Annotated in this window: 15 protein-coding genes; 9 read left to right on the top strand and 6 right to left on the bottom strand. The window is 70.6% G+C overall.

The window, feature by feature from the left end:
- Positions 1–96 precede the first annotated feature (96 nt).
- The 3 genes from ddaH to POF73_RS09095 all read left to right on the top strand — a co-directional run bounded on the left by ddaH (position 97) and on the right by POF73_RS09095 (position 4,625).
- Entirely contained in the window at positions 97–873 is a 777-nt protein-coding gene (gene ddaH, locus POF73_RS09105) for a dimethylargininase (protein ID WP_272114034.1), read from the top strand.
- A gap of 217 nt (positions 874–1,090) precedes the next feature.
- A complete protein-coding gene (locus POF73_RS09100) occupies positions 1,091–2,065 on the top strand; it encodes an acyl-ACP desaturase (protein ID WP_272114033.1) in 975 nt (324 codons plus the stop codon).
- Between the two features lie 88 nt (positions 2,066–2,153).
- Positions 2,154–4,625, top strand: coding sequence for a hypothetical protein (locus POF73_RS09095; RefSeq protein ID WP_272114032.1), 2,472 nt, complete (start codon positions 2,154–2,156; stop codon positions 4,623–4,625).
- Here the strand turns inward: POF73_RS09095 and POF73_RS09090 are convergent.
- Entirely contained in the window at positions 4,606–4,860 is a 255-nt protein-coding gene (locus tag POF73_RS09090; protein ID WP_272114031.1) for a WhiB family transcriptional regulator, read from the bottom strand. The two genes, POF73_RS09095 and POF73_RS09090, sit on opposite strands and share 20 nt — an antisense overlap.
- A 284-nt stretch (positions 4,861–5,144) precedes the next feature.
- Between POF73_RS09090 and POF73_RS09085 the strand changes: the two genes are divergently transcribed.
- Both POF73_RS09085 and abc-f read left to right on the top strand, forming a co-directional pair.
- Positions 5,145–5,933 carry a VOC family protein gene (locus tag POF73_RS09085; RefSeq protein ID WP_272114214.1) on the top strand — a complete coding sequence of 263 codons (789 nt, stop codon included), beginning with the start codon at positions 5,145–5,147 and terminating at the stop codon, positions 5,931–5,933.
- 124 nt (positions 5,934–6,057) lie between these two features.
- Positions 6,058–7,731 carry a ribosomal protection-like ABC-F family protein gene (gene abc-f, locus POF73_RS09080; protein ID WP_272114030.1) on the top strand — a complete coding sequence of 558 codons (1,674 nt, stop codon included), beginning with the start codon at positions 6,058–6,060 and terminating at the stop codon, positions 7,729–7,731.
- Positions 7,732–7,749: 18 nt separating this feature from the next.
- Here abc-f and POF73_RS09075 read toward each other — a convergent pair whose 3' ends face one another.
- The 3 genes from POF73_RS09075 to POF73_RS09065 form a co-directional block, all read right to left on the bottom strand.
- The gene (locus POF73_RS09075) at positions 7,750–8,787 is read right to left on the bottom strand and encodes a LacI family DNA-binding transcriptional regulator (protein WP_272114029.1); all 1,038 of its coding nucleotides are present in this window, start codon (positions 8,785–8,787) and stop codon (positions 7,750–7,752) included.
- Between the two features lie 105 nt (positions 8,788–8,892).
- On the bottom strand, positions 8,893–9,828 hold the full coding sequence (locus POF73_RS09070; RefSeq protein ID WP_272114028.1) for an ornithine cyclodeaminase family protein: 936 nt from the start codon (positions 9,826–9,828) through the stop codon (positions 8,893–8,895).
- 14 nt (positions 9,829–9,842) lie between these two features.
- Positions 9,843–10,877 carry a multicopper oxidase domain-containing protein gene (locus POF73_RS09065; RefSeq protein WP_272114027.1) on the bottom strand — a complete coding sequence of 345 codons (1,035 nt, stop codon included), beginning with the start codon at positions 10,875–10,877 and terminating at the stop codon, positions 9,843–9,845.
- A gap of 178 nt (positions 10,878–11,055) precedes the next feature.
- Here POF73_RS09065 and POF73_RS09060 point away from each other — a divergent pair, with 178 nt between their 5' ends.
- The 3 genes from POF73_RS09060 to POF73_RS09050 all read left to right on the top strand — a co-directional run bounded on the left by POF73_RS09060 (position 11,056) and on the right by POF73_RS09050 (position 17,989).
- Positions 11,056–13,539, top strand: coding sequence for a ThuA domain-containing protein (locus POF73_RS09060; protein WP_272114026.1), 2,484 nt, complete (start codon positions 11,056–11,058; stop codon positions 13,537–13,539).
- 56 nt (positions 13,540–13,595) lie between these two features.
- A complete protein-coding gene (locus POF73_RS09055) occupies positions 13,596–15,749 on the top strand; it encodes an OmpL47-type beta-barrel domain-containing protein (RefSeq protein ID WP_272114213.1) in 2,154 nt (717 codons plus the stop codon).
- Positions 15,750–15,877: 128 nt separating this feature from the next.
- Entirely contained in the window at positions 15,878–17,989 is a 2,112-nt protein-coding gene (locus POF73_RS09050; protein ID WP_272114025.1) for a HEAT repeat domain-containing protein, read from the top strand.
- On the opposite strand, the gene ligD is transcribed toward POF73_RS09050, so the two are convergent.
- On the bottom strand, positions 17,986–19,011 hold the full coding sequence (gene ligD, locus POF73_RS09045) for a non-homologous end-joining DNA ligase (protein WP_272114024.1): 1,026 nt from the start codon (positions 19,009–19,011) through the stop codon (positions 17,986–17,988). The two genes, POF73_RS09050 and ligD, sit on opposite strands and share 4 nt — an antisense overlap.
- A gap of 74 nt (positions 19,012–19,085) precedes the next feature.
- On the opposite strand from ligD, the gene POF73_RS09040 reads away from it, so the two are divergent.
- Positions 19,086–20,156, top strand: coding sequence for an ATP-dependent DNA ligase (locus POF73_RS09040; protein WP_272114023.1), 1,071 nt, complete (start codon positions 19,086–19,088; stop codon positions 20,154–20,156).
- Positions 20,157–20,327: 171 nt separating this feature from the next.
- Here POF73_RS09040 and POF73_RS09035 read toward each other — a convergent pair whose 3' ends face one another.
- Positions 20,328–21,518, bottom strand: coding sequence for a zinc-dependent alcohol dehydrogenase (locus POF73_RS09035; protein ID WP_272114022.1), 1,191 nt, complete (start codon positions 21,516–21,518; stop codon positions 20,328–20,330).
- Between the last annotated feature and the right edge of the window lie 122 nt (positions 21,519–21,640).

The following is a 21,640-nucleotide window of genomic DNA, read 5'->3' as shown; positions in this document are numbered from 1 at the left end:
GGGTTTTGTGCGGGCGGACCGGCCCTGCATGATGGCAGACCGGTGCCCGACACATCACGGGGCCGCCGAAACCGCCATCGATCCGGAGATCCCGTCGTGCCCAGCAAGAAGGCCCTCGTCCGCCGCCCGAGCCCGCGCCTCGCCGAAGGGCTGGTGACGCACATCGAGCGGGAGAAGGTCGATGCCGATCTCGCGGTCGAGCAGTGGGAGGCGTACGTCGAGGCCCTGCACACGCACGGCTGGGAGACGATCGAGGTGGACCCGGCCGACGACTGCCCCGACTCGGTGTTCGTCGAGGACACGGTCGTCATGTACCGCAACGTCGCGCTGATCGCCCGCTCCGGCGCCGAGTCCCGGCGCGACGAGACCGAGGGCGTCGAGGAGGCCGTCGCCTCGCTCGGCTGCTCGGTGAACTGGATCTGGGAGCCGGGCACGCTGGACGGCGGCGACGTCCTGAAGGTCGGCGACACGATCTACGTCGGCCGGGGCGGCCGGACCAACGCGGCCGGCGTCCAGCAGCTTCGGGCCGCCTTCGAGCCGCTCGGGGCGCGGGTCGTCGCCGTACCGGTGAGCAAGGTGCTGCACCTGAAGTCGGCGATCACGGCGCTGCCCGACGGAACGATTCTGGGCCGGATACCGCAGCTGGACGCCCCGTCACTGTTCCCGCGCTTCCTGCCGGTGCCGGAGGAGTCCGGGGCGCATGTGGTGCTGCTCGGCGGCGAGAAGCTGCTCATGGCCGCGAGCGCCCCGAAGACGGCGGAGCTGCTCGCCGACCTCGGCCACGAGCCCGTGCTGGTCGACATCAGCGAGTTCGAGAAGCTCGAAGGGTGTGTGACATGTCTCTCGGTGCGGATGCGGGAGCTGTACGCCTGACGACTGAGTGGATCGCTGCTTCAGCCCCGGGACCTGCGGGTCCTGGGGCTTTGTGCATGCCCGTGAACTCCTCACCGAACGGCCACTGATCAGCGGTCTTTACACCATCCTTAACCTACGGCTTCGTAACCTACGGGTTCGTAGCCTACGATCCCGTAGGTTCCGGCAACCGCTCGCCGGTCACCTTCCTCGTGTCGTGCGTCCCCCTGGAGTTCCTGTGACCATTACTTCCCCTCACCTCGGAAGCCCTGCCGTCTGGACCGACGCCCGGCTGCTGCACGCGCTGGAGGAAGTGGTCGAGACGGAACTCAACCGGCACCTGAAGGTCGCGAAGGACTGGATGCCGCACGAGTACGTGCCGTGGACGGACGGCCGCAACTTCCCCGGTCTCTTCGAGGACGGGGAGGCCTGGGACAAGGAGCAGTCCAAGGTCACCGAGATCGGCCGCATCGCGCTCATCGTGAACCTCCTGACCGAGGACAACCTGCCCAGCTACCACCACGAGATCGCCTCGCTCTTCGGCCGTGACGGCGCCTGGGGTACGTGGGTGCACCGCTGGACCGCCGAGGAGGGGCGGCACGGCATCGTGATGCGCGACTACCTGCTCACCTCGCGCGCGGTGGACCCGGACAAGCTGGAGCAGTTCCGCATGTCCCACATGAGCGAGGGCTTCGAGTCGGACAACCGCCACTCGATGCTCCACTCGGTCGCCTACGTCGCCTTCCAGGAGCTCGCGACCCGCATCTCGCACCGCAACACGGGTCACCAGTCGGGCGACCCGATCTGTGACCGCATGCTGGCGCGCATCGCGACCGACGAGAACCTGCACATGATCTTCTACCGGAACCTGCTCAAGGCCGCCTTCGAGCTCGCGCCGGACCTGACGATGCAGGCGGTGCGGGACGTCGTCGTGAACTTCCGTATGCCCGGCCACGGCATCCCCGGCTTCGAGCGCGCCGCCGCCCAGATGGCCATCGGCGAGGTCTACAACATGCGCATCCACCACGACGACGTCCTCCAGCCCGTCCTGCGCTTCCTGAAGATCATGGAGATCGACGGCCTCGGCCCGGAGGGCCAGAAGGCTCAGGAGGAGCTGGGTCTGTTCATGGGCGGCCTGGACGCGGAGGCCCTGAAGTTCGACGAGAAGCTGGCGGCGCGCAAGGCGCGGATGGCGGCTCGCGCCGGAGGCTGACCCTCCGCCGGAGGCCGGCCCTCCGTCCTGTCGTAGCGATTTACGACCACCCCCTGCGGTGCCACGGTGCTCGAAGGGGGTGAACACCATGGCCCAGACCCATGAGTGGATGTTCTACGAGGTCATGTGGCGCGCCTGGGCAGGACGGGACCGGCTCCCGTATCCCGTGCCCTGGTGGGCGCAGCAGGCCTTCCGGCGCTGGAGCGACGACTTCGACTCCGGCACCTACGAATCCAAGGAGGCGGCTCTCGCCTCGAACGCCCTGTACCGCTACTGGCACATGGTCGGGGTGAAGGACCACCGTCAGGAGTCCCTGATCGGGCAGGCGGGCGAGATCGAGCCCGTCTACGACAAGTACTGCCTCGCCTTCTTCCTGCACGACCCGGCGACGGGCTCCTTACGCCTGCCCCAGCTCCCGGACGGCGGACTGGTGCAGCAGCGGATGGCGGCCCCGCATCTGCCGGTCGTGCTCACGACCTTCCGTACGCCCGAGGGCGTCGAGTTCGTGCAGCGGACGTTCGCCTCGACCGTCGGTCCCGACCAGCGCGACCTGGTCGTCAGCCGCGTCACCGTGGGCAGCCCGACCGGGCAGCCGCGCGAGGGGCTGCTGTGCGCGGCCGTGCTGCCGGCCGGGCCGAGCGGGTTCCAGCGGCACGACCGCAACGGGCGGCAGGTCACCGACCGGCGGCTGACGTTCCTGCGGCATCTGCCGGACGAGCGGCGGGTGGAGACGAACGCGGGCTGGGGTCCCGTCTTCGACACCCCGCCCGAGCAGTACGGCGTCTACGGCAACACCGACCACTCCTTCGACCCGGACTCCTATCTCACCCACAGCGCGTTCCACGACCTGGTCGTCGGCGGCAAGCTGAACGGCGCCCTGGAGGCGCAGGACCAGGTTGCGGGGCTGTGCAGCGCGGTGTTCGCCTGGCCGTTCCGGGTGGTGGACGACGAGGTCTTCGAGATCGACGTACGGCTGCCCGTCGATCTGTTCAGCGGACCGGGCGACCTGGCGGAGCTCAGGGGCACGCCGAGCGCCGAACTGGAGCAGGCCAACCGGGACTTCTGGACCGCGAAGCTGCTCGGGCAGGGACTCCAGCCGTCGCTGCCACGCCCGGTGGCGCACCTCACCGACCTGTTCCGGCAGGCGCGGTCGCAGTTGCTGATCCTCTCCGACCACGGCGAGATCCACCCGGGCCCCACGGTCTACGACTCCTTCTGGATCCGCGACTCGTCCGTGGAGGCGACCGCCTGCTCGCTCGTCGGCGATTCCGCCCTGGCCGAAAGGCAGTTGGGCACGCACTACCCGCTGCGGTTCAACCACGGCCCGGGACGGATCGGGCCGTGTGCCGAGTACGGCTTCTACGGCGGTCCGCACGAGAAGGACGACCGGGAGTGGGACAGCAACGGCCAGGCGCTGTGGGCGATCGGCCGCTACGACCGTACGAGCGGCCCGCGTTCGGCCTTCGGCGCCCGGCTGTACGTCCCGTACGTGCGCGACGCGGCCCGCTGGATCCGGGACAACCGCGACCAGTACGGCCTGCTGCACAGCGGCTGGAGCGCCGAGCACCTGGGCGAGCGCGACAAGCCGCACTACTGGGACGACCTCTGGGCGCTCGCCGGGCTGTACGAGGCCGCGCGGCTGGCCGAGCGGATCGGGGCGCCGGAGGCCGGTGAGCTGTGGGGCGCCTTCGACGACGTGAAGCGGGCGACCGGCGACTCGATCCGCTGGGTGCTGGGCGAGCAGCGGCGGCGCGGGGCGTGGGAGACGTACATCCCGACCGGGCCCGCCGACGTCGGACGCCTCGACTCCACGATGATCGGCGCGGCGGCCTACTTCCATCCGCTGCGCCTGCACATGGGCAGCAAACTGGGCGACGACATCGACCTCGCGGCACGCTTCACGCTCGACACGATGTACGCCCACTTCGTCACCGGAGGCTTCCGGCACGAGGCGGCCTGGAACGCGTACGGGCCCTATCTGACCATGCAGTTGGCGCACGCATATCTGCTGGCCGGTGATCCGGAGCGGATGGACGCGCTGCTCGGCTGGACGGTCGCCGCGGGCTTCCCGAGGGTGGCCGGGCGGGCGGTGGCGCTGGGCGCCTGGAACGAGCAACACGCCTTCCCGGTGGCGTCGGACTTCCGTGAAGTGCCGTACGGCCGTTGGTACATGGGCGACATCCCGCACGGCTGGGCGGCCGCCGAGTATCTGCTGCTGCTCCGCGACATCCTGTTCTTCGAGGCGGACGAGGACCGCGACCCGCACCTGTACATCGCGCCCGGGGTACGGCCGCACTGGGTGCCGGACAGGGAACGGCTGATGGTGGACGACGCCCCGACCCTCTTCGGGTCGCCGTTCGGCTACCGGCTCGCGCACGACCCGGCGGAGCGGACGGTGACCGTCGACATCACGCAGGCGCCGGAGGGGGTGCGGTTCATTTATCCGTGCCGGTTCGGTGAGGTGCGGTCGGTGTCGGCGGACGGGCGGGAGCTCGCGGTCACGGGCCAGGACGTGCGGGTGCCGGCCGGGACCGGGCGGTTCAGCGTGACATACGCCTGAGCTCCAGGCGTTCCTTCTCCGACAGGCCGCCCCAGACGCCGAAACGTTCGTCGTTGTCGAGGGCGTAGTCCAGACAGGCGGAGCGGATCGGGCACAGACCGCAGATCCGCTTCGCCTCCCGGACGGAACTTCCTGGTTCGGGGAAGAAGAAGTCCGCCCCGGTCTGTGCGCACAACGCCTCCTGCTGCCAGGTCAGGTCGGGCGAGGTGATCGTTGTGATCGTGTCGAAGTGCATGGTCAGGATCGTGCCGGGCGGCGAAAAACGTTCGATCAACGCGCGATCAACGCCGCGACACAAGGCCTCCGGCCGACTTGATGGTCCCCCTCCGCAAGCCGCCACGCACGGCGGCGCGCGGAAACGGTTGAAAACAAGAAGGGCCATGGCTGTCACACATGGTGACCGCGGGGGCGGGTCGGCCGTCGGTGGCGTTCCGGCAGCGATTGTCAGTGGGCGGTGCAAGACTCGGCAGAGCAGACATCGACAGAGCGGACAAGGAGACCCTTCCGAGGAGGGCGATGATGCTCACCACCCGTTACGTCACCGGCGCGCCGAACTGGATCGACCTCGGCGCACCCGACATCGAGGGTGCCCGTGCCTTCTACGGCGGCCTGTTCGGCTGGCGGTTCCAGCCCGGCGGGCCCGAGACCGGCGGTTACGGCCTCTTCCAGCTCGACGGCAGGACCGTGGCCGGCGCCATGCAGACCACCGAGGAGCAGGGGCCGCCGTCCTGGACGGTGTACTTCCAGACCCCCGACGCGGACGCCACCGCGAAGGCGGCCGAACAGGCGCACGGCTCGGTGCTGGTGCAGCCCATGGATGTGATGGACCTGGGCCGCATGGCCATCCTCGCCGACAAGGCGAGCGTGCCGTTCGGCCTGTGGCAGCCCGGCGCCAACAAGGGCCTCGACGTCGTCCAGGAGGCCGGCTCGCTGTGCTGGCTGGAGCTGTACACGACGGACGTACCGGCCGCCGCGGGGTTCTACAACGCGACGCTCGGCCTGGAGACCTTCGCCCTCGACTTCTACGGCGGCACCTACACGACGCTCAGTCCCGGCGGGCAGGGCGAGGACGCCATGTTCGGCGGTGTCGTCGACAAGGCCGACGACCCGGCGGAGGCGGAGGGCCCCGCGTACTGGCTGCCGTACTTCGAGGTGACCGACACCGACGCCACGGTCGCGAAGGCGCGGGAGCTGGGCGGCACGGTCCGGACGCAGGCCACGGATCTGCCGGACGTCGGCCGGATCGCCAAGCTCAGCGACCCCTACGGGGCACGGTTCGCGGTGATCAGGAGCGCATCGAACGAGTAGAGACGAGACGTACCGTTCTGCTACCGTAGGCATGTGACTTTCTACTTCTTTCTCTGAGTCCGGGCGCGGCCGACGCCGCTGCTTGCGCTGCCCGTAGACCCTTCGTCTCCCCAGGGAAAGTCACATGCGCGAACGCGCCCATACCTCCGTGCCCGCTTCCGTGGCGCAGCTGTCCGTCAAGGGCGTCACCAAGTCCTACGGCACCCGGCTCGTCCTCGACCAGGTCTCCTTCACCGTCCGCCCCGGCGAGAAGGCCGCCGTCATCGGCGAGAACGGCTCGGGCAAGTCCACCCTGCTGCGCCTGCTCGCGGCGGCCGAGGTGCCGGACGCCGGACAGCTCATCGTCGGCTTCCCCGGCGGCACCGGCCACCTCGCCCAGACCCTCGACCTCGACCCGGACCGCACCGTGCAGGACACCGTCGATCTCGCCCTCGCCGAACTGCGCGCCATGGAGCGGCGGCTGCGCACGGCCGAGGAGAGACTCGGCGAGGCGTCCGAGGAGGAACTCGCCGCGTACGGCGAGCTGCTGCTGGCGTACGAGGAACGCGGCGGATACGAGGCGGACGCCCGTGTGGCCGCCGCGATGCACGGGCTCGGGCTCGCCGGGATCACCCGCGACCGTCCGCTCGGGACGCTCTCCGGCGGCGAGCAGTCGCGGCTCGCGCTCGCCTGTGTGCTGGCCGCCGCCCCCGAGCTGCTGCTCCTCGACGAGCCGACGAACCATCTCGACGCGGCGGCCGTGCGCTGGCTGGAAGAGCGTCTGCGCGCGCACCGCGGCACCGTCGTCGCGGTCACCCACGACCGCGGCTTCCTGGAGCGCATCGCCACCACGATCCTCGAAGTCGACCGCGATGCGCACACCGTGCACCGGTACGGCGACGGCTGGGCCGGCTACCGCGCCGCGAAGGCCGCCGCCCGGCGCCGCGCGGAGCAGGAACACGCGGACTGGCTGCAGGAGGTCGCCCGTACCGAGGAGCTGCTCGACGCCGCCGGGAAGCGGCTGGCCACGACCGGCGGGGATCCCCGGCAGGGCTTCGGCAAGCACCGCCGCTCGCACGAGGCGAAGCTCGGCGGGCAGGTGCGCGCGGTCCGTGAACGCCTGGCCCAGCTGCGGCGCAACCCGGTCGCGGCACCGCCACAGCCGCTGCGGTTCACGGCGCCGCTGCCGACGGCACGGGGCGGGCATCCCGGCGACCGGCCACTCGCCGAACTCGACGGCGTCACGGTCGGCGAGCGACTGAGGCTGGACGGACCGCTGGCCGTCGCGCCCGGGCAGCGGCTGCTGGTCACGGGCGAGAACGGAGCGGGCAAGTCCACGCTGCTGCGTGTCCTGGCCGGCGACCTGGAGCCGGACGCGGGCACGGTCCGCCGCCCCGCCCGCATCGGGTACCTGCCCCAGGAGCTGCCCGCGCGCTCCACCCGGCTCCCGCTGCTGGCCGCCTTCGCGGCCGGACGTCCGGGGCTGCCGGAGGAGCACGCCGAACAGCTGCTGGCACTGGGCCTGTTCCGCGAGGCGGACCTGCATGTCCCGGTCCCGGCGCTGTCCGCCGGTCAGCAGCGGCGGCTGCAGATCGCCCACCTCGTGACCCGGCCCGCCGATCTGCTCGTACTGGACGAGCCGACCAACCATGTCGCGCTCGACCTGGTCGAGGACCTGGAGGCGGCGCTCGCGGCGTATCCCGGAGCGGTGGTCACGGTCTCGCACGACCGCGGCTTTCGCGCACGGTTCCCCGGCGAGCGGCTGGAACTGCGCGACGGGCGAAGGGATTCGGACACCCTGGGCGCGTGCGCGCCGTGAGCCCGTCCGGAGGGGGGCTTACGCGGACGTCCGCCGTACCAGCGTGGTCGGCAGCACCACGCTGGACGGCGCGACACCGATGCCCTGCGCGGCGGCTTGCCGGTCGAGTCCGCGCAACAGCAGCCGGGCCATCAACCGGCCCATCTCCACTATGTCCTGACGGACCGTCGTCAGCGGCGGGTCGCTCTGCTCCGCCACCGGCAGCATGTCGTCGAACCCCACGACCGCGACGTCCTCCGGCACCCGCCGCCCCGACTCGCGCAGCACCCGCAGCGCCCCCGCCGCGGTGAGATCGTTGGCGGCGAACACGGCGTCCAGGTCCGGACAGCGGGCGAGCAGCTCGCGCATAGCCCGTTCGCCGCCGGACGGTGTGAAGTCGCCCTCGACGATGAGCCGTGGATCGGCGTCGACCATGACGTCCCGGTAGCCGTCGAGCCGGTCCACCGCCGACGTCTGGTCGAGGGCGCCGGTGATGTGCGCGATGCGGGTGCGGCCGAGGCCGACGAGATGCCGTACGGCGTCGCGGGCGCCACCCCGGTTGTCGCTGTCGACGTACACCACACCCCGCTGGTCGCCGCTCCAGCCGGGCCGTCCGCCGAAGACGGTGGGGACTCCGGCGCGCTGGATCAGTCCGGGCAGCGGGTCGTCGAGGTGCAGCGAGAAGACGAGCGCCCCGTCGACATGGCCGCCGGCCAGGTAGCGGGCGACGCGGGCGTGGTCGTCGCGGCCCTCCGTGAGCAGCAGTACGAGCTGGTTGTCGTGGGCCGTCAACTCCTTGCTGATACCCCGGAGTTGGAGCGCGAAGAACGGGTCGGCGAAGACGCGGGTCTCCGGTTCGGCCACCACGACGGCGACGGCGTCGTGCCGCCGCGTCACCAGGCTGCGGGCGGCCTGATTGGGCACGTACCCGAGCTCCTCCACCGCCTTGCGCACCCGCTCGACGAGCGGCTCCCGGACCCCGTCCCCGCCGTTGACCACCCGGGACACGGTGGCCCGCGAGACGCCGGCCCGTGCGGCCACGGCCTCCAGAGTGGGACGCGGGGCGGTTTCGGTCACTGCACGGCTCCTCATGGGCGGTTGCCGATCAGGATAGCCCCGGCGCGCACAAGCCCGTGAGAGCGCTCTCGCACCCACTGAGCCCACCCTCCGACACGACCGGCGTCACGCCAGCAGATCCAGCCGCCGCCCGATCCCCTCCCGCTCCGCCACCCGGTGAGCCACCCAGCTCAGCGCCAGATCCTGCCAGGGCAGGCCGACAGGGGAGTAAACGGTACGGCCCTCGCCATCCACCCGCCCCGGATGTTCGCCCCGCAGCACATCCCCGAGCACGGCGTCGACGGCCGTCGCGGGAAGGCCCGCCGCTGCCACCGCCCCCATGCTTGCGGCGAGTTCGCGGTCGTCCACGACGAGCAGTGCGGCAGACAGCAGATCGGCGGAGAGCTCCTGCTTGCCGGGCTCGTCGGCGCCGAGGCTGGTGAAATGCTGGCCCGCCCGGGTGTCCGACAGGCGCAGGAGGGGCTGTCGAGCCCAAGTCGCCAGCAGGACGCTGTCCGCTGTCGCCGCGACCTCCTTCGCCGAGCCCAGCACGCGCCCCCCGTGCCGTGCGGCAAACGCTGCGGCCCGGTCGGTGTCCGTGTCATGGACGACGAGTGCACGATGCGGCCGCAGCTCCGCCAGCCCGCGCAGCATCAGCTCGGCCTGGGCTCCGGCACCGATCACCCCGAGCGTGTCGCCCGGGCCGGCCAGCGCATACGTCCCCAACGCCGCCGCCAGCCCGGTGCGCCATGCCGTGAGCGTGGCCGAGTCCAGCAGGGCCAGCAGTTCACCGTCCCGCCCGCTGTGCAGACAGATCACGCCGCGCAGCGCGGGCCGCCCGCCGGGGAACTTGGCGTTGACCTTCACGGTGTACGCCTCGATGCCCGGCAGGACACCGGGGATCAGTGCCGTGGCCGTACCGGGGAACGGCAGGTCGGTTCGCACCCGTTGCCCGGCGATCGTGGCGTCGCGCGCTCGCAGGAAGCCGTCCCGCAGCACCTCCAGACAGGTTCCGGGTGCCAGCACCGCTTCCAGATCACTGCGCGTCAGAACAAGCGTCACCCGCCCATGATCCGTCAGTGCTCGTGCGCGGACCCCGACCGCGCCCCCGACTCCGTCCCCGACGCCTGGCCGTGCTCATGCGGTTCGTACCCGGGAATCGTCCCGTCCGCCTTCTTCACCAGGAACAGCCCCACCATGCCCATGTCGGAATGGCTCTGGACGTGGCAGTGGTACATCCAGGCCCCGGCGCCGACGCCCTCCCCCGCGATCACCTGGAAGCCGAAGGAGTCCGCCGGGCCGACGATCTTGTTGTCGATGACCTGACTGGGGTCGTCGGGGCCGGTGAGCATGCCCGTGCGGTTGTCGGCCCAGCGGTGACCGTGCATGTGGAAGGTGTGGTAATACTCGCCGTGCGTGATCACGACGAACTCGACACGATCGCCCACCGTGGCCTCGAAGTCGGGGCCGCTGTGCGCGGGCTTGTTGTTGATGAGCATGTCGTTGAAGACGATCGTGTGGGTCGCGTCGGGGAGGATGTCGCCCTTGCGGCGGACGATCACCGGCCCGTAGAGGCCCTTGCGGATGCCGCCCGTGCCGTGCTCGGTGCCGACGACGTGGTCGTGGTAGTGCCAGTAACCGGCGCTGCCCGCCCGCCAGGTGCCGTCCTTGCGGCGGCCGGGCGCGTGGGTGCGCCAGGTGTAGGTGCGGGTGCCGCCGGGCTCGACGTCGCTCTTGTTCAACTTGGTGCCGTCGCTGGTGATCTCGTAGTCGAGGCCGTGGACGTGCAGGCTCACCGGAACGTCCATCGTGTTCTCGAACTCGACGTGCAGCGTGTCGCCCTCGTCGAGCTCGATCAGCGGGCCGGGAATCGTCGCCTTGCCCTTCTCCAGCCCGTAGCCCATCTGCCCGTCGGCGAGCTTCTCGGCGTACAGCTTGAGGTGCCTCACCTCACCGCCTGCCGGGGCGGTCCTCGGCGGCGTGTCGGCGCTGACGGCCTCGGGTACCGATGCCAGCGACAACGATGTCGCGACGGCCGCGCCGCCCAGCAGCACACGCCTGTTGAAGCTGCGCCGGTCGAAGATACGCCTGTCAAAGCCACGTCTGGGCATGCCGAACTCCCCACGGCGGTACGGAATTTACGGGGATGAACCCGTGAGACGGTACCGGCCACTCCCTCGTTTATCCACACTCAGGACAAAGTTCCCCCCGGTGCGGTCATAGGTATTGGCGAGTCGTTCAAAGGGGTCTAGCTTCCTTGTCGCTGTTGCTGTGACCGTGGAGGTGCCCATGCGCTTACGAGGGTTGAGCACGAGAAGACGGACCTGGGTGGCCACTGTGACCGCCGGGATCGTCGCCACCGGACTGATGTCGGCCCCGGCAGCCGACGCACGCCCGGCCCCGGATCCACCTCTGACAACGATGTCCGTCAAGTCGCCGCCGGGCGGCGCGAATGTACGGGTGCTCATCTTCTACGGGTCCGCGGCCGCGGGCGACGAGTCGCCGCTGGTGAACGCCGGTATCGAGGCGATCGAGAAGATCGGCCTGTCGGGCCCCGCCGACCAGCGTTTCAAGGTCGAGGCCACGAACGACGCCTCGGTGTTCACCGACGAGGCCGAACTGGGCCGTTTCAACTCCATTGTGTTCCTCACCGGTGGCGGCGACGTCCTCGACCCCGAGCAGGAGGCGGGCCTGGAGGCGTACATGGAGGCGGGCGGCGGTTTCGTCGGCATCCATGACGCGGCCCGCGCCGAGCCCTACTCGGACTGGTACACCGGACTGGTCGGTGCCCGCCCGGCGGCCGGCGGCCCGACGAACGTACAGCGGGCCGTCGTCGAGGTCGGTGACCGGCGGCATCCGGCCACCAAGGAGCTTCCGGTGCAGTGGAAACGGCCGGACAAGTGGCTGAACTGGACGAAGAACCCCTCGGGTGCGGTGCACACCGTGGCCCGGGTGCGGGAGTCGTCCTACCAGCCGGGCACGGGCGCAGGCGGCTGGGACCACCCGGTGAGTTGGTGCCGTGACTACGACGGCGGCCGCTCCTTCTACACCGGGATGGGCGGCACGGTGTCGTCGTACGACGAAACCGACTTCCGCACCCATCTGCGCGGCGCCCTGCTCTGGACGACCCGCCTGGTCCAGGCCGACTGCAAGGCCACCATCACCGGCAACTACAAGGCCGAGCGCCTCACCCAGCCCAACCAGCCGGGCCAGAACGACCAGATAGGCGAGCCGCACGGACTGGTCACGGCCCCCGACGGCCGTGTCCTCTACATCGGCCGGGGCGGCGCCGACTCCTCACAGCCCGTGGTCACCGACTGGAACAACCCGGACGTCGGCAAGGGCAAGGGCGAGATCCACGTCTACGACCCGAAGACCAAGAAGGTCACCCTGGCCGGTGCGTTGACGGTCTTCGGCAACAAGGGCGGCGGCGACGAGCTGATCAAGGTCGAGGAGGGGCTCCTCGGTATCGAGCTCGATCCGCGCTTCGAGCAGAACGGATGGGTGTATCTGCACTACACCCCCCACTCGCAGATCAACCGCGACACACGGATGGCCGAGCGGCGCGTCTCCCGCTTCACCCTCGACCCGGGTACCGACAAACTGGACCTGGGCAGTGAGAAGGTGCTGCTCAAGTGGCCGGTGCAGATCCACAGTTGCTGCCACGCGGGCGGCGGGATGTCCTGGGACTCCAAGGGCAACCTGTACATCGCGACCGGAGACAACAACTCCAGCCGCTTCAGCGACGGTTACTCGGGCAACAACCCCGAGCCCGACTACAAGGGCGTCTCCTTCGCCGACGCGCGCCGCACCGCCGGCAACACCAACAACCTCAACGGCAAGATCCTGCGCATCCACCCCGAGCCGGACGGCACGTACACGCTGCCGGAGGGCAACCTCTTCACGGGCCGGGAGACCGACGAGGGCGGCGGCAAGACACGCGGCGAGATCTACGTGATGGGTGTCAGGAACCCCGCCCGCATCTTCGTCGACAAGCAGACGGACATCCTGTACGCGGGCTGGGTCGGCCCGGACGCCTCGGCGCCCTCCACGACCTGGGGCCCGGCCAAGTACGACACCTTCGCCGTCATCACCAAGGCGAGCAACCGGGGCTGGCCGTACTGCATGGGCAACAAGCAGCCCTACCGAGACCGCAATCTGCCCGATCCCAGCAAGCCGCTGGGCTGGTACGACTGCAATCACCCGAAGAACGAGTCGCCGAATAACGACGGCCTCGTCAACCTGCCGCCGGTCACCGGCAACAACATCTGGTACTCCCCGCAGGGCGGCGCCCCGGACTTCCCGCGCGACGCGAACGGCGTGCCGTCGTACAAGCAGGAGGAGTCCACCTACCTGCTGCCGTGGCTCAAGGGCGGCGGACAGGCCGCGATGAACGGGCCGGTCTACCGGTACGACGCCGTGTCGGCCACCAGTGACGTCAAGTGGCCGGCCTACTGGGACGGCAAGTGGTTCGTCGGCGACTTCTACGACGCCGACCAGCCGCGCAACGCCGTGATCACCGACCCGAAGACGCACGGCGACGGCGGTCTGCCGGTCCACTCTGAGTCGCTGAAGAAGATCGTGCCGATCGGCAACGACGGCATCAAGAACCTCATGGACTGGAAGTTCGGTCCGGACGGCGCCCTGTACGTGCTCGACTACGGCCGCGGCTTCTTCACCTCGGACCCCAAGTCGGCGCTGTGGCGGGTCACTTACACGGGCGGCGGGCCGACCCCGGCCGCCGATCGGCTGGCGAGAGGAGGAGCCCGGTGATACGCCGACGACGTCAGCGAAGAGTCTGGACGGCCCTGTTGGCCGTGCTGCTCGTGATGCTGGGGCTGCAGTCCGCGCCCGTCGCGGTCGGACAGCCCGACGCCCCGACCGCGTCCGCCGCACAGGTGCTCACCTGGACGGCGGGCGACGACATCACCAAGTACGGGTCGGCGCCCACGACGGCCGTGGCGGGCACGACGACGATCGTCTTCGAGAACAGCACGGCGACCGGCAACACCACCGGAATGCCGCACACGTTGACGTTCGACACCTCCGACCCGGAGTTCAACAGCGACGTCCAGCTGAACATCCTCGCCAACCCGAACGACGACCAGGGCGGCCGCCACACCGCCGAGGTCACCCTCACCCCGGGCCGCTACCGCTACTACTGCACGATCCCCGGCCACGGGCAGATGCAGGGCATCCTGGTGGTGACAGAGGGCAGCGGCCAGGACACCACACCGCCCGAGGCGTCGGCCCACGTCAGCGGGACGCAGAACGCGCAGGGGCAGTACGTCGGTTCGGCGAGCGTGGCCGTCCACGCCACCGACAACGAGGGCGGCTCCGGAGTCGACCGCGTCGAGTACGCGGTCGGTGACGCGGGCGCCTGGACGCCGTACACCACCCCGGTCGTCGTCGACCAGGTCGGCGATCACAAGATCCGCTACCGCGCCTTCGACAAGGCGGGGAACGTCTCGGCGGAGAAGAGCGCCGCGTTCACGGTCGTCGCGCCGCCGACCGACGACAAGGCGCCGCCGGAGACGTCGGCGACGGTCAGCGGCGAGCGCAATCCCGACGGCTCGTACATCGACATGGCGACGGTCACCGTGTCCGCCTCCGACACCGGTTCCGGCGTCAACACCATCGAGTACGCGATCGGCTCGGGCGCCTGGCAGGCGTACACCGCGCCGGTGATGGTGCATCAGGTCGGTACGCACACGGTGCGCTACCGGGCCACCGACAAGGCGGGCAACGTCGCGGCGGAGAAGAACGTGCAGTTCACGGTCGTGGCGGCACCCCAGCCGGACACGACCCCACCGGTGACCGGCGTGACCGTCGAGGGCACGAAGAACTCCGACGGTGCCTACATCGGCAACGCGAAGGTGACCGTCTCGGCGACCGACGCGCACGGCTCGGGTGTCGACCGGATCGAGTACTCGATCGACGGCGGACCGTACCTCGCGTACACCAACCCCGTGGTCGTCGACCGCGCCGGCACCCATACCCTCGCCTACCGGGCCACCGACAAGGCGGGCAACACCTCCGCCGCCCGTACGGTGACCTTCACCGTGGTGACCGGCCAGGTCCCGGCGCCCAACTGCCCCGAGTTCGACGAACGGTTGACGGTGATCGTCGGCACGGTCGACTCCGGTGTGCCGAACCGGCTCACCAACAGCCGCTGCCGGATCAACGAGTTGATCGAGGACGAGAAGGAGTGGACGTCCCAGGCGCTGTTCCTCAAGCATGTGAAGACGGTCCTGGACAAGCTGCTCAAGGACGGGGTCGTCGACCAGCGCGAGTACAACGCCGTCCGCGAGGCCGCCCGTGAGTCGGGGATCGGCAAGCCCGGGCAGACCGAGGGCTACCGCACGATCCTCGACGGCAGCGCGGAGTCGTTCGCCAAGTGGCAGCAGGTGGGCGGCGGTTCGTTCGCGCAGAACGCCGACGGGACGATCACGAGCGGGACGACGAAGCCGGGCCTGGGCATGCTGTGGTTCCCGCAGCGCAAGTACGGCGACTTCTCGCTCCGCCTCCAGTGGCGGGACGACGCCCCGGGCACGGGCAACGCCAACTCGGGTGTGTTCGTGCGCTTCCCGTGGGTCCATGACCACCCCGAGGAGTCGCGGCCGGAATGGGTCGCCATCAAGTACGGGCACGAGGTGCAGGTGCTCGACCGGCCCGACGGCGACATGTACAAGACGGGCTCGGTCTACGGCTTCGACCGGGTGGGCCTCGCCGGTGCCGGCGTCACGCAGAAGGGGACCTGGAACGACTACGAGATCCGCGTCGTCGACCAGCACTACGCGGTCTACCGCAACGGCGTACTGATCAACGAGTTCGACAACAGCGGCGGCCAGGACTTCACCCCGCCCCGCTCGGACGACCCGGGCACGGACGGGCGACGGTTCGCCTCCGGGTACATCGGGCTCCAGGTGCACGGCACGACGGATGTGGTGTCGTACCGGGACATCCGGGTCAAGGAGCTCTAGCCGACGGACCGAGGAGCTCCGGGAGAACTCCGGTCGGGGCTTCCACTTGGCCCGTTGTCAGTGGCGTACGGCATGCTGTCGATCAGTGGCAGCCGCCGTGCGCCACTGCGCTACGGGAAGGCGGGCACGTGTTCACGGGGATCGACGACGTCGACTGGGCGTCGATGGGGCATGCGTACACCGACTCGGCGACCGATGTGCCGGACCTGCTGCGGGATCTGGCCTCGGACGACCCGGCCCGTCGGGAGGTCGCGCTCGACGGGATGTACGGGGCGGTGCACCACCAGGGCGATGTGTACGACAGCACGGTCGCCTGCATACCGTTCCTCTTCGAACTCGTCACCGTCGAGGCGGTCGCCGACCGGGGTGCGGTCGTGCATCTGCTGTGCAGCATCGCGGGTGAGCGGGAGCCCGATCCGCAGGAGATCGGGGGCCTCTTCGAGGACGAGGCGGAGGACGCAGCGTTCGTCCAGCCGTTCCTGGACGCCTGGTCGACGGTCCGGGGGCGCGCGGACGTCTTCCTCGGGCTGCTCGCCGATCCGGACGCCGAGGTTCGGGCGGCAGCCGCCGCCGCGCTGGCCCATGTGCATCCGGACCCGTCCCGTGTTCTCGGCGCGCTGCGGGACCGGCTGACCGCCGAGCGGGATCCGCAGGCCGTGGGTGCGCTCGTCCAGGCGGTCGGCAGGCTCGGCACCGAGCACCGGGAAGCGCTCGGGGCCGAGGCCGGCACGCTACTGAAGGACGTGGTGTCCGTCGCGTCCCACCCCGAGCAGCGGCTGGCAGGGCTGGTCCAACTGGCCCGCTGCGGGCCGGAATCACTGCCCGAGGACCTGGTGGAGACCGTCCTCGACGTCATGCGGCTCGCCCACGAGCAGGAGGCGCCCGCCGAGGAGCCGCACACCGCATGGGAGGGGCCCCGCACGGACACGATGGTGTCGTACCTGCGTGAGCTGGAGGCCGCACGGCGACAGAGCGTCGACGCCTCGACGGCCGACGATCTCCTGGAGGAGCTGCACCGGGCACTCGGCGATCGCACGGATCCGCGTTTCGAGCTCCTCGTCGAGCAGTTGCAGACCCCGGACTGGGGGCAGCGCATGGCAGCGGTCGACATGGCGGGCACGCTGCTCACGGGCTGGCGGGCCCCTGACGATCTGCCGGTCGCGCTGCTCGCCCGCCAACTGGTCGAGGACGAACCCGAGCTCTCCCGCCGGGCCCTGACCGAGCTGTGCCACGTCGCTCCGATCGCCCGGGTCGTCGCCGACATCCTCGCGGTGTGCGTGCGTGAATGGGACGACACCTGGGAGCCGGGCGACTGGGAGGGGAGCCTCTTCGGCAAGGCCCTGGAGGCGCTCGCGCTGCAGGGCGACCAGCGGGCCGTACCCGCGCTGGCCGAGGTACTGGCGCGGGAGGGCACCGTCCCGGAGAACCTGGGCACATGGGTGGAGAGGATCGGCCCCGAGGCCGCGGCTCCGCTGGTGCCGGTGCTGCATCGGCGGCTCGGGGCAGCGCCCTCCGACCGGCACACGTGCTCCGCGCAGCGGCTGGTCTCGGCACTCGGTGTGCTCGCCCGCCCCGAGTCCCTGCCGTTCTTCGTCGAGATGGCCGAGTCCGACAGCTGGTGCAGGAGTCAGGCCGTGCGCGCCCTCGCCCGGTACGGGCCGGACGCTGCTGAAGTGGCCGCTCGGCTAAGGGAGTTGATGGCCGCGGCGGCGGAGCCGCTCACCCTCCGGCTGGACGCGGCAAGGGCCCTGCGCACGGTGACGGGCCAGGCCGAGCCCCTCCTGCCCCGGATCCTGCCCCTGGTCCACGCGGGCATGGAATCGCAGCGCTGGTCCGAGCAGAACAGTGCCCTGAAGGCCGCCGGTTCGCTGGGCCCGGCCGGTGCGCCACTGGCTCCGCGGCTGCGGGAGCTGCTCCCGGGGCGCGACGCCCAGCCGGACATGATCATGGCGCTGTGGCAGATCACCGGGGACGTGGACGGCATGCTGCCGACGCTGCTCGACAAGTGGGCGGCACTCCCGAGAACACGTCCGGCCGTCGCCGCCTGTCTGACCGAGATGGGACCTGCGGCCGCATCGGCCCTTCCGCTCATACAGGAGGAGCTGTCCTCCCAGCGCCGCCACAACAACGACCGTCGCAACGACGACAGTTCGACGATGAGCATGCGCTACGACGTCGCCGCGGACGAGAGGCTGCTGGCTGACTGCCGTCGCCTGGTGACGCCGACGGGACTGCCCTAGTCCGTCCCGCCCGGTTCCTTCTTCGCACGGCTCGGCTGCACCCGCTTGGGCTCCCCCGGCATCTTCGGGTATTCGGGCGGGTAGGGCAGATCGCCGAGACCGTGGTCGCGTTCGTCCTTGTTGGCCAGCTCCAGCAGGGCGTCCAGGGAGAAGCGGTGGTCGTCCATGTCGGCGTGTACGTCGCCGAGTTCGGCGAAACGGGCCGGCATGGTGGCGATGTCGAAGTCACGGGGGTGCGCGGTTCCGACCTCGTCCCAGGTCAGGGGCGCGGAGACCGGGGCGTGCGGGCGCGGCCGTACCGAGTAGGCGGAGGCGATCGTGCGGTCGCGGGCCGTCTGGTTGTAGTCGACGAAGATGCGCTCGCCCCGCTCCTCCTTCCACCACTTGATGGTCACCTGCTCCGGCATCCGGCGTTCCAGCTCCCGGCCGACCGCGATGGCGGCGCGCCGGACCTGGGTGAAGGTCCAGCGCGGTTCGATCGGTACGAAGACGTGCAGTCCGCGGCCGCCGGAGGTCTTGGGCCAGCCGCGCAGGCCGCCGAACTCGTCGAGGACGGCGCGCAGCTCGTGGGCGGCGCGGACGGCGTCGTCGAAGTCGGTGCCGGGCTGCGGGTCGAGATCGAGGCGCAGTTCGTCGGGGCGGTCGACGTCGCCGCGGCGGACGGGCCAGGGGTGGAAGGTGAGAGTGCCGTACTGGGCGGCCCACAGGACGGCGGCCTCCTCGGTGGGGCACATCTCGTCGGCGCTGCGACCGCTGGGGAAGGTGATGTGGGCGGTGGGGATCCAGTCGGGCATGTTCTTGGGCGCCCGTTTCTGGAAGAAGGACTCGCCGCTCACGCCGTCCGGGTAGCGCTCCAGGGTGGTGGGGCGGTCGCGCAGGGCGCGCAGGATGCCGGGGCCGACGGCGATGTAGTACTGGGCGAGGTCCAGCTTGGTGAAGCCGGGTTCCGGGAAGAAGACCTTTCCCGGGTTGGAGAGGCGCACGGTTCTGCCGCCCGCCGCCAGCTCCACCGCTTCGCCCATGCGAGCCACGGTAGGCGCACCACGGGTACCTCGCACACCGGGCGTTCATGGTCGTGTGCGCGCAGAATCGGACCATGGACCTGCCGGTGATGCCGCCCGTGAAGCCGATGCTCGCCAAGTCGGTGGCGAAGATCCCGCCGGGTATGCAGTACGAGGCGAAGTGGGACGGGTTCCGGGCGATCGTGTTCCGCGACCGGGACGAGGTCGAGCTGGGCAGCCGTACCACCAAGCCGCTGACCAGGTACTTTCCCGAGCTGGCGGCGGGGCTGAAGGAACGGTTGCCGGAGCGGTGCGTGCTGGACGGGGAGATCGTCATCGCACGGGAGGGGCGGCTGGACTTCGACGCGCTCACCGAGCGCATCCACCCGGCGGACTCCCGGGTGCGGATGCTGGCAGAGCGGACCCCGGCGTCGTTCGTGGCCTTCGACCTGCTGGCGCTGGCCGACCAGTCACTGCTTCAGACGCCGCTGGCGGACCGGCGGGCGCTGCTCACGATGGCGTTGTCCGGGGTGACGTCACCGGTGCATGTGGCGCCGGCGACGACCGACATCGAGACGGCGAAGGGGTGGTTCGAGCAGTACGAGGGGGCGGGTCTGGACGGCGTCATCGCCAAGCCGCTCACCCTGCGCTATCTCCAGGACGAGCGCGCCATGTTCAAGATCAAGCACGAGCGGACGGCGGATGTCGTCGTCGCGGGCTACCGCCTGCACAAGAGCGGACCGATCGTGGGTTCCCTGCTGCTCGGTCTGTACGACGATCAGGGCACTCTCCAGCATGTGGGCGTGTCGGCCGCGTTCTCCATGAAGCGGCGGGCCGAGCTGATCGAGGAGCTGGAGCCGCTGCGCATGGCGGACGCCGCGGGGCATCCGTGGGCGGCCTGGTCCGACGAAGCGGCGCATGAGTCGGCGCGGCTGCCGGGCGCGCCGAGCCGCTGGTCGGGCAAGAAGGACCTGTCCTGGGTGCCGCTCCGGCCGGAACGGGTGGCCGAGGTGGCGTACGACCACATGGAGAACGGCGTGCGCTTCCGGCACACGGCCCGCTTCCGCCGCTGGCGCCCGGACCGCACCCCGGCCGGCTGCACCTACGCACAGCTGGAGGAGCCGGTGCGCTACGACCTCGCGGAGATCTTCGCACCACAGGCCTGACGGCACCGCGGGCCAGACGGCCCCGCAAGCCTGACGGCCACGCAGGGCTAGGGCTGACGGCCCCGCAAGCCTGACCGCACCGCGGACCTGCTGCTCCCCCAGAGCATGACCGGACCGCGGGCCGGACGCCCAGCCCGGGTCACGCCACGAGGCGCACGGCCGCGGCCACGGTCACGGCTGCATCAGCACCTTCACCGCGCCGTCCTGCTTGTGCTGGAACATCTCGTACGCGTGCGGCGCGTCCGTCAGCGGCAGCCGGTGGGTGGCGAAGTCGTCCACGCCGAGCGGGTCGTCGTCGGTCAGGTACGGCATGATGTCGTCGCTCCAGCGGCGCACATTGGCCTGCCCCATCCGGATCTGGAGCTGCTTGTCGAACAGGGTGAGCATCGGCAGCGGGTCCGCGGTGCCGCCATACACCCCGGACAGGGAGATCGTGCCGCCGCGCCGCACCAGGTCGATGGCGGTGTGGAGGGCGGCGAGCCGGTCGACGCTGAACCGTTCGGCGAGCGGTCCGCCCAGCTTGCGCGGCAGCATCGCGGAGGCCTGCTGGGCCAGCCGGGCGGCGGCGCTGCCGTGCGCCTCGGTGCCGACCGCGTCGATCACGGCGTCGGGGCCACGGCCGTCGGTCTCGTCACGGATGGCGGCGACGAGCTCCTTCTCGTCGTGGAAGCTCCTCAGGTCGTACGTCTCCACGCCCCGCGCCCGGGCCCGCTGAAGCCGGTCGGACACCAGGTCCACACCGAACACGCGCCCGGCGCCCGTCACCTGGGCGACCCGGCAGGCCATGTCGCCGATGGGGCCGAGGCCGAGCACGGCGATGCTGCCGCCCTCCGGGACCTCGGCGTAGCGGACCGCCTGCCAGGCGGTGGGCAGGACGTCGGAGAGGTAGACGAACCGGTCGTCGGGCGGGCCGTGAGGGATCTTGATCGGGCCGTACTGCGCCTGCGGGACCCGCAGATACTCCGCCTGGGCGCCCGGCACGGCACCGTACAGACGGGTGTAGCCGAACAGGGCGGCACCCATGCCCTCGCCGGTGACCTGGGTGGTCTCGCACTGGGTCGGCAGCCCGGTCAGGCACATCCAGCAGTTGCCGCAGGCGATCTGGAACGGCACCACGACCCGGTCCCCCGCCTGCAGATCGGGCACCCCGGCACCGACCTCCTCGACGATGCCGATCGGCTCATGGCCGAGGATGTCCCCCGGCGTCATGAACGGCGTGAGCACCTCGTACAGATGCAGGTCGGAGCCGCACAGCCCGGTGGACGTGATCCGGACGACCGCGTCCGTCGGCGCCTCGATCCGCGGATCCGGCACGTTCTCCACGCGCACTTCGCGCTTGCCCTGCCAGGTCACAGCCCTCATCGCCCCGTGCTCCCTCCGCCACGTGTGCGTCCGCTCCTGCGGTGGCCGCCGGGTACCCCCGCGCTCCCTTGCCGAACCGTCGCCACGGGCCATGGGCCGATCGATGGATTCCCGCTCGCGGA

The sequence above is a fragment of the Streptomyces sp. HD genome, from assembly GCF_028369295.1.
GTDB lineage: Bacteria > Actinomycetota > Actinomycetes > Streptomycetales > Streptomycetaceae > Streptomyces.
Note: the sequence above shows the minus strand (reverse complement) of the source record. Positions and strands in the feature narration are given on the sequence as shown.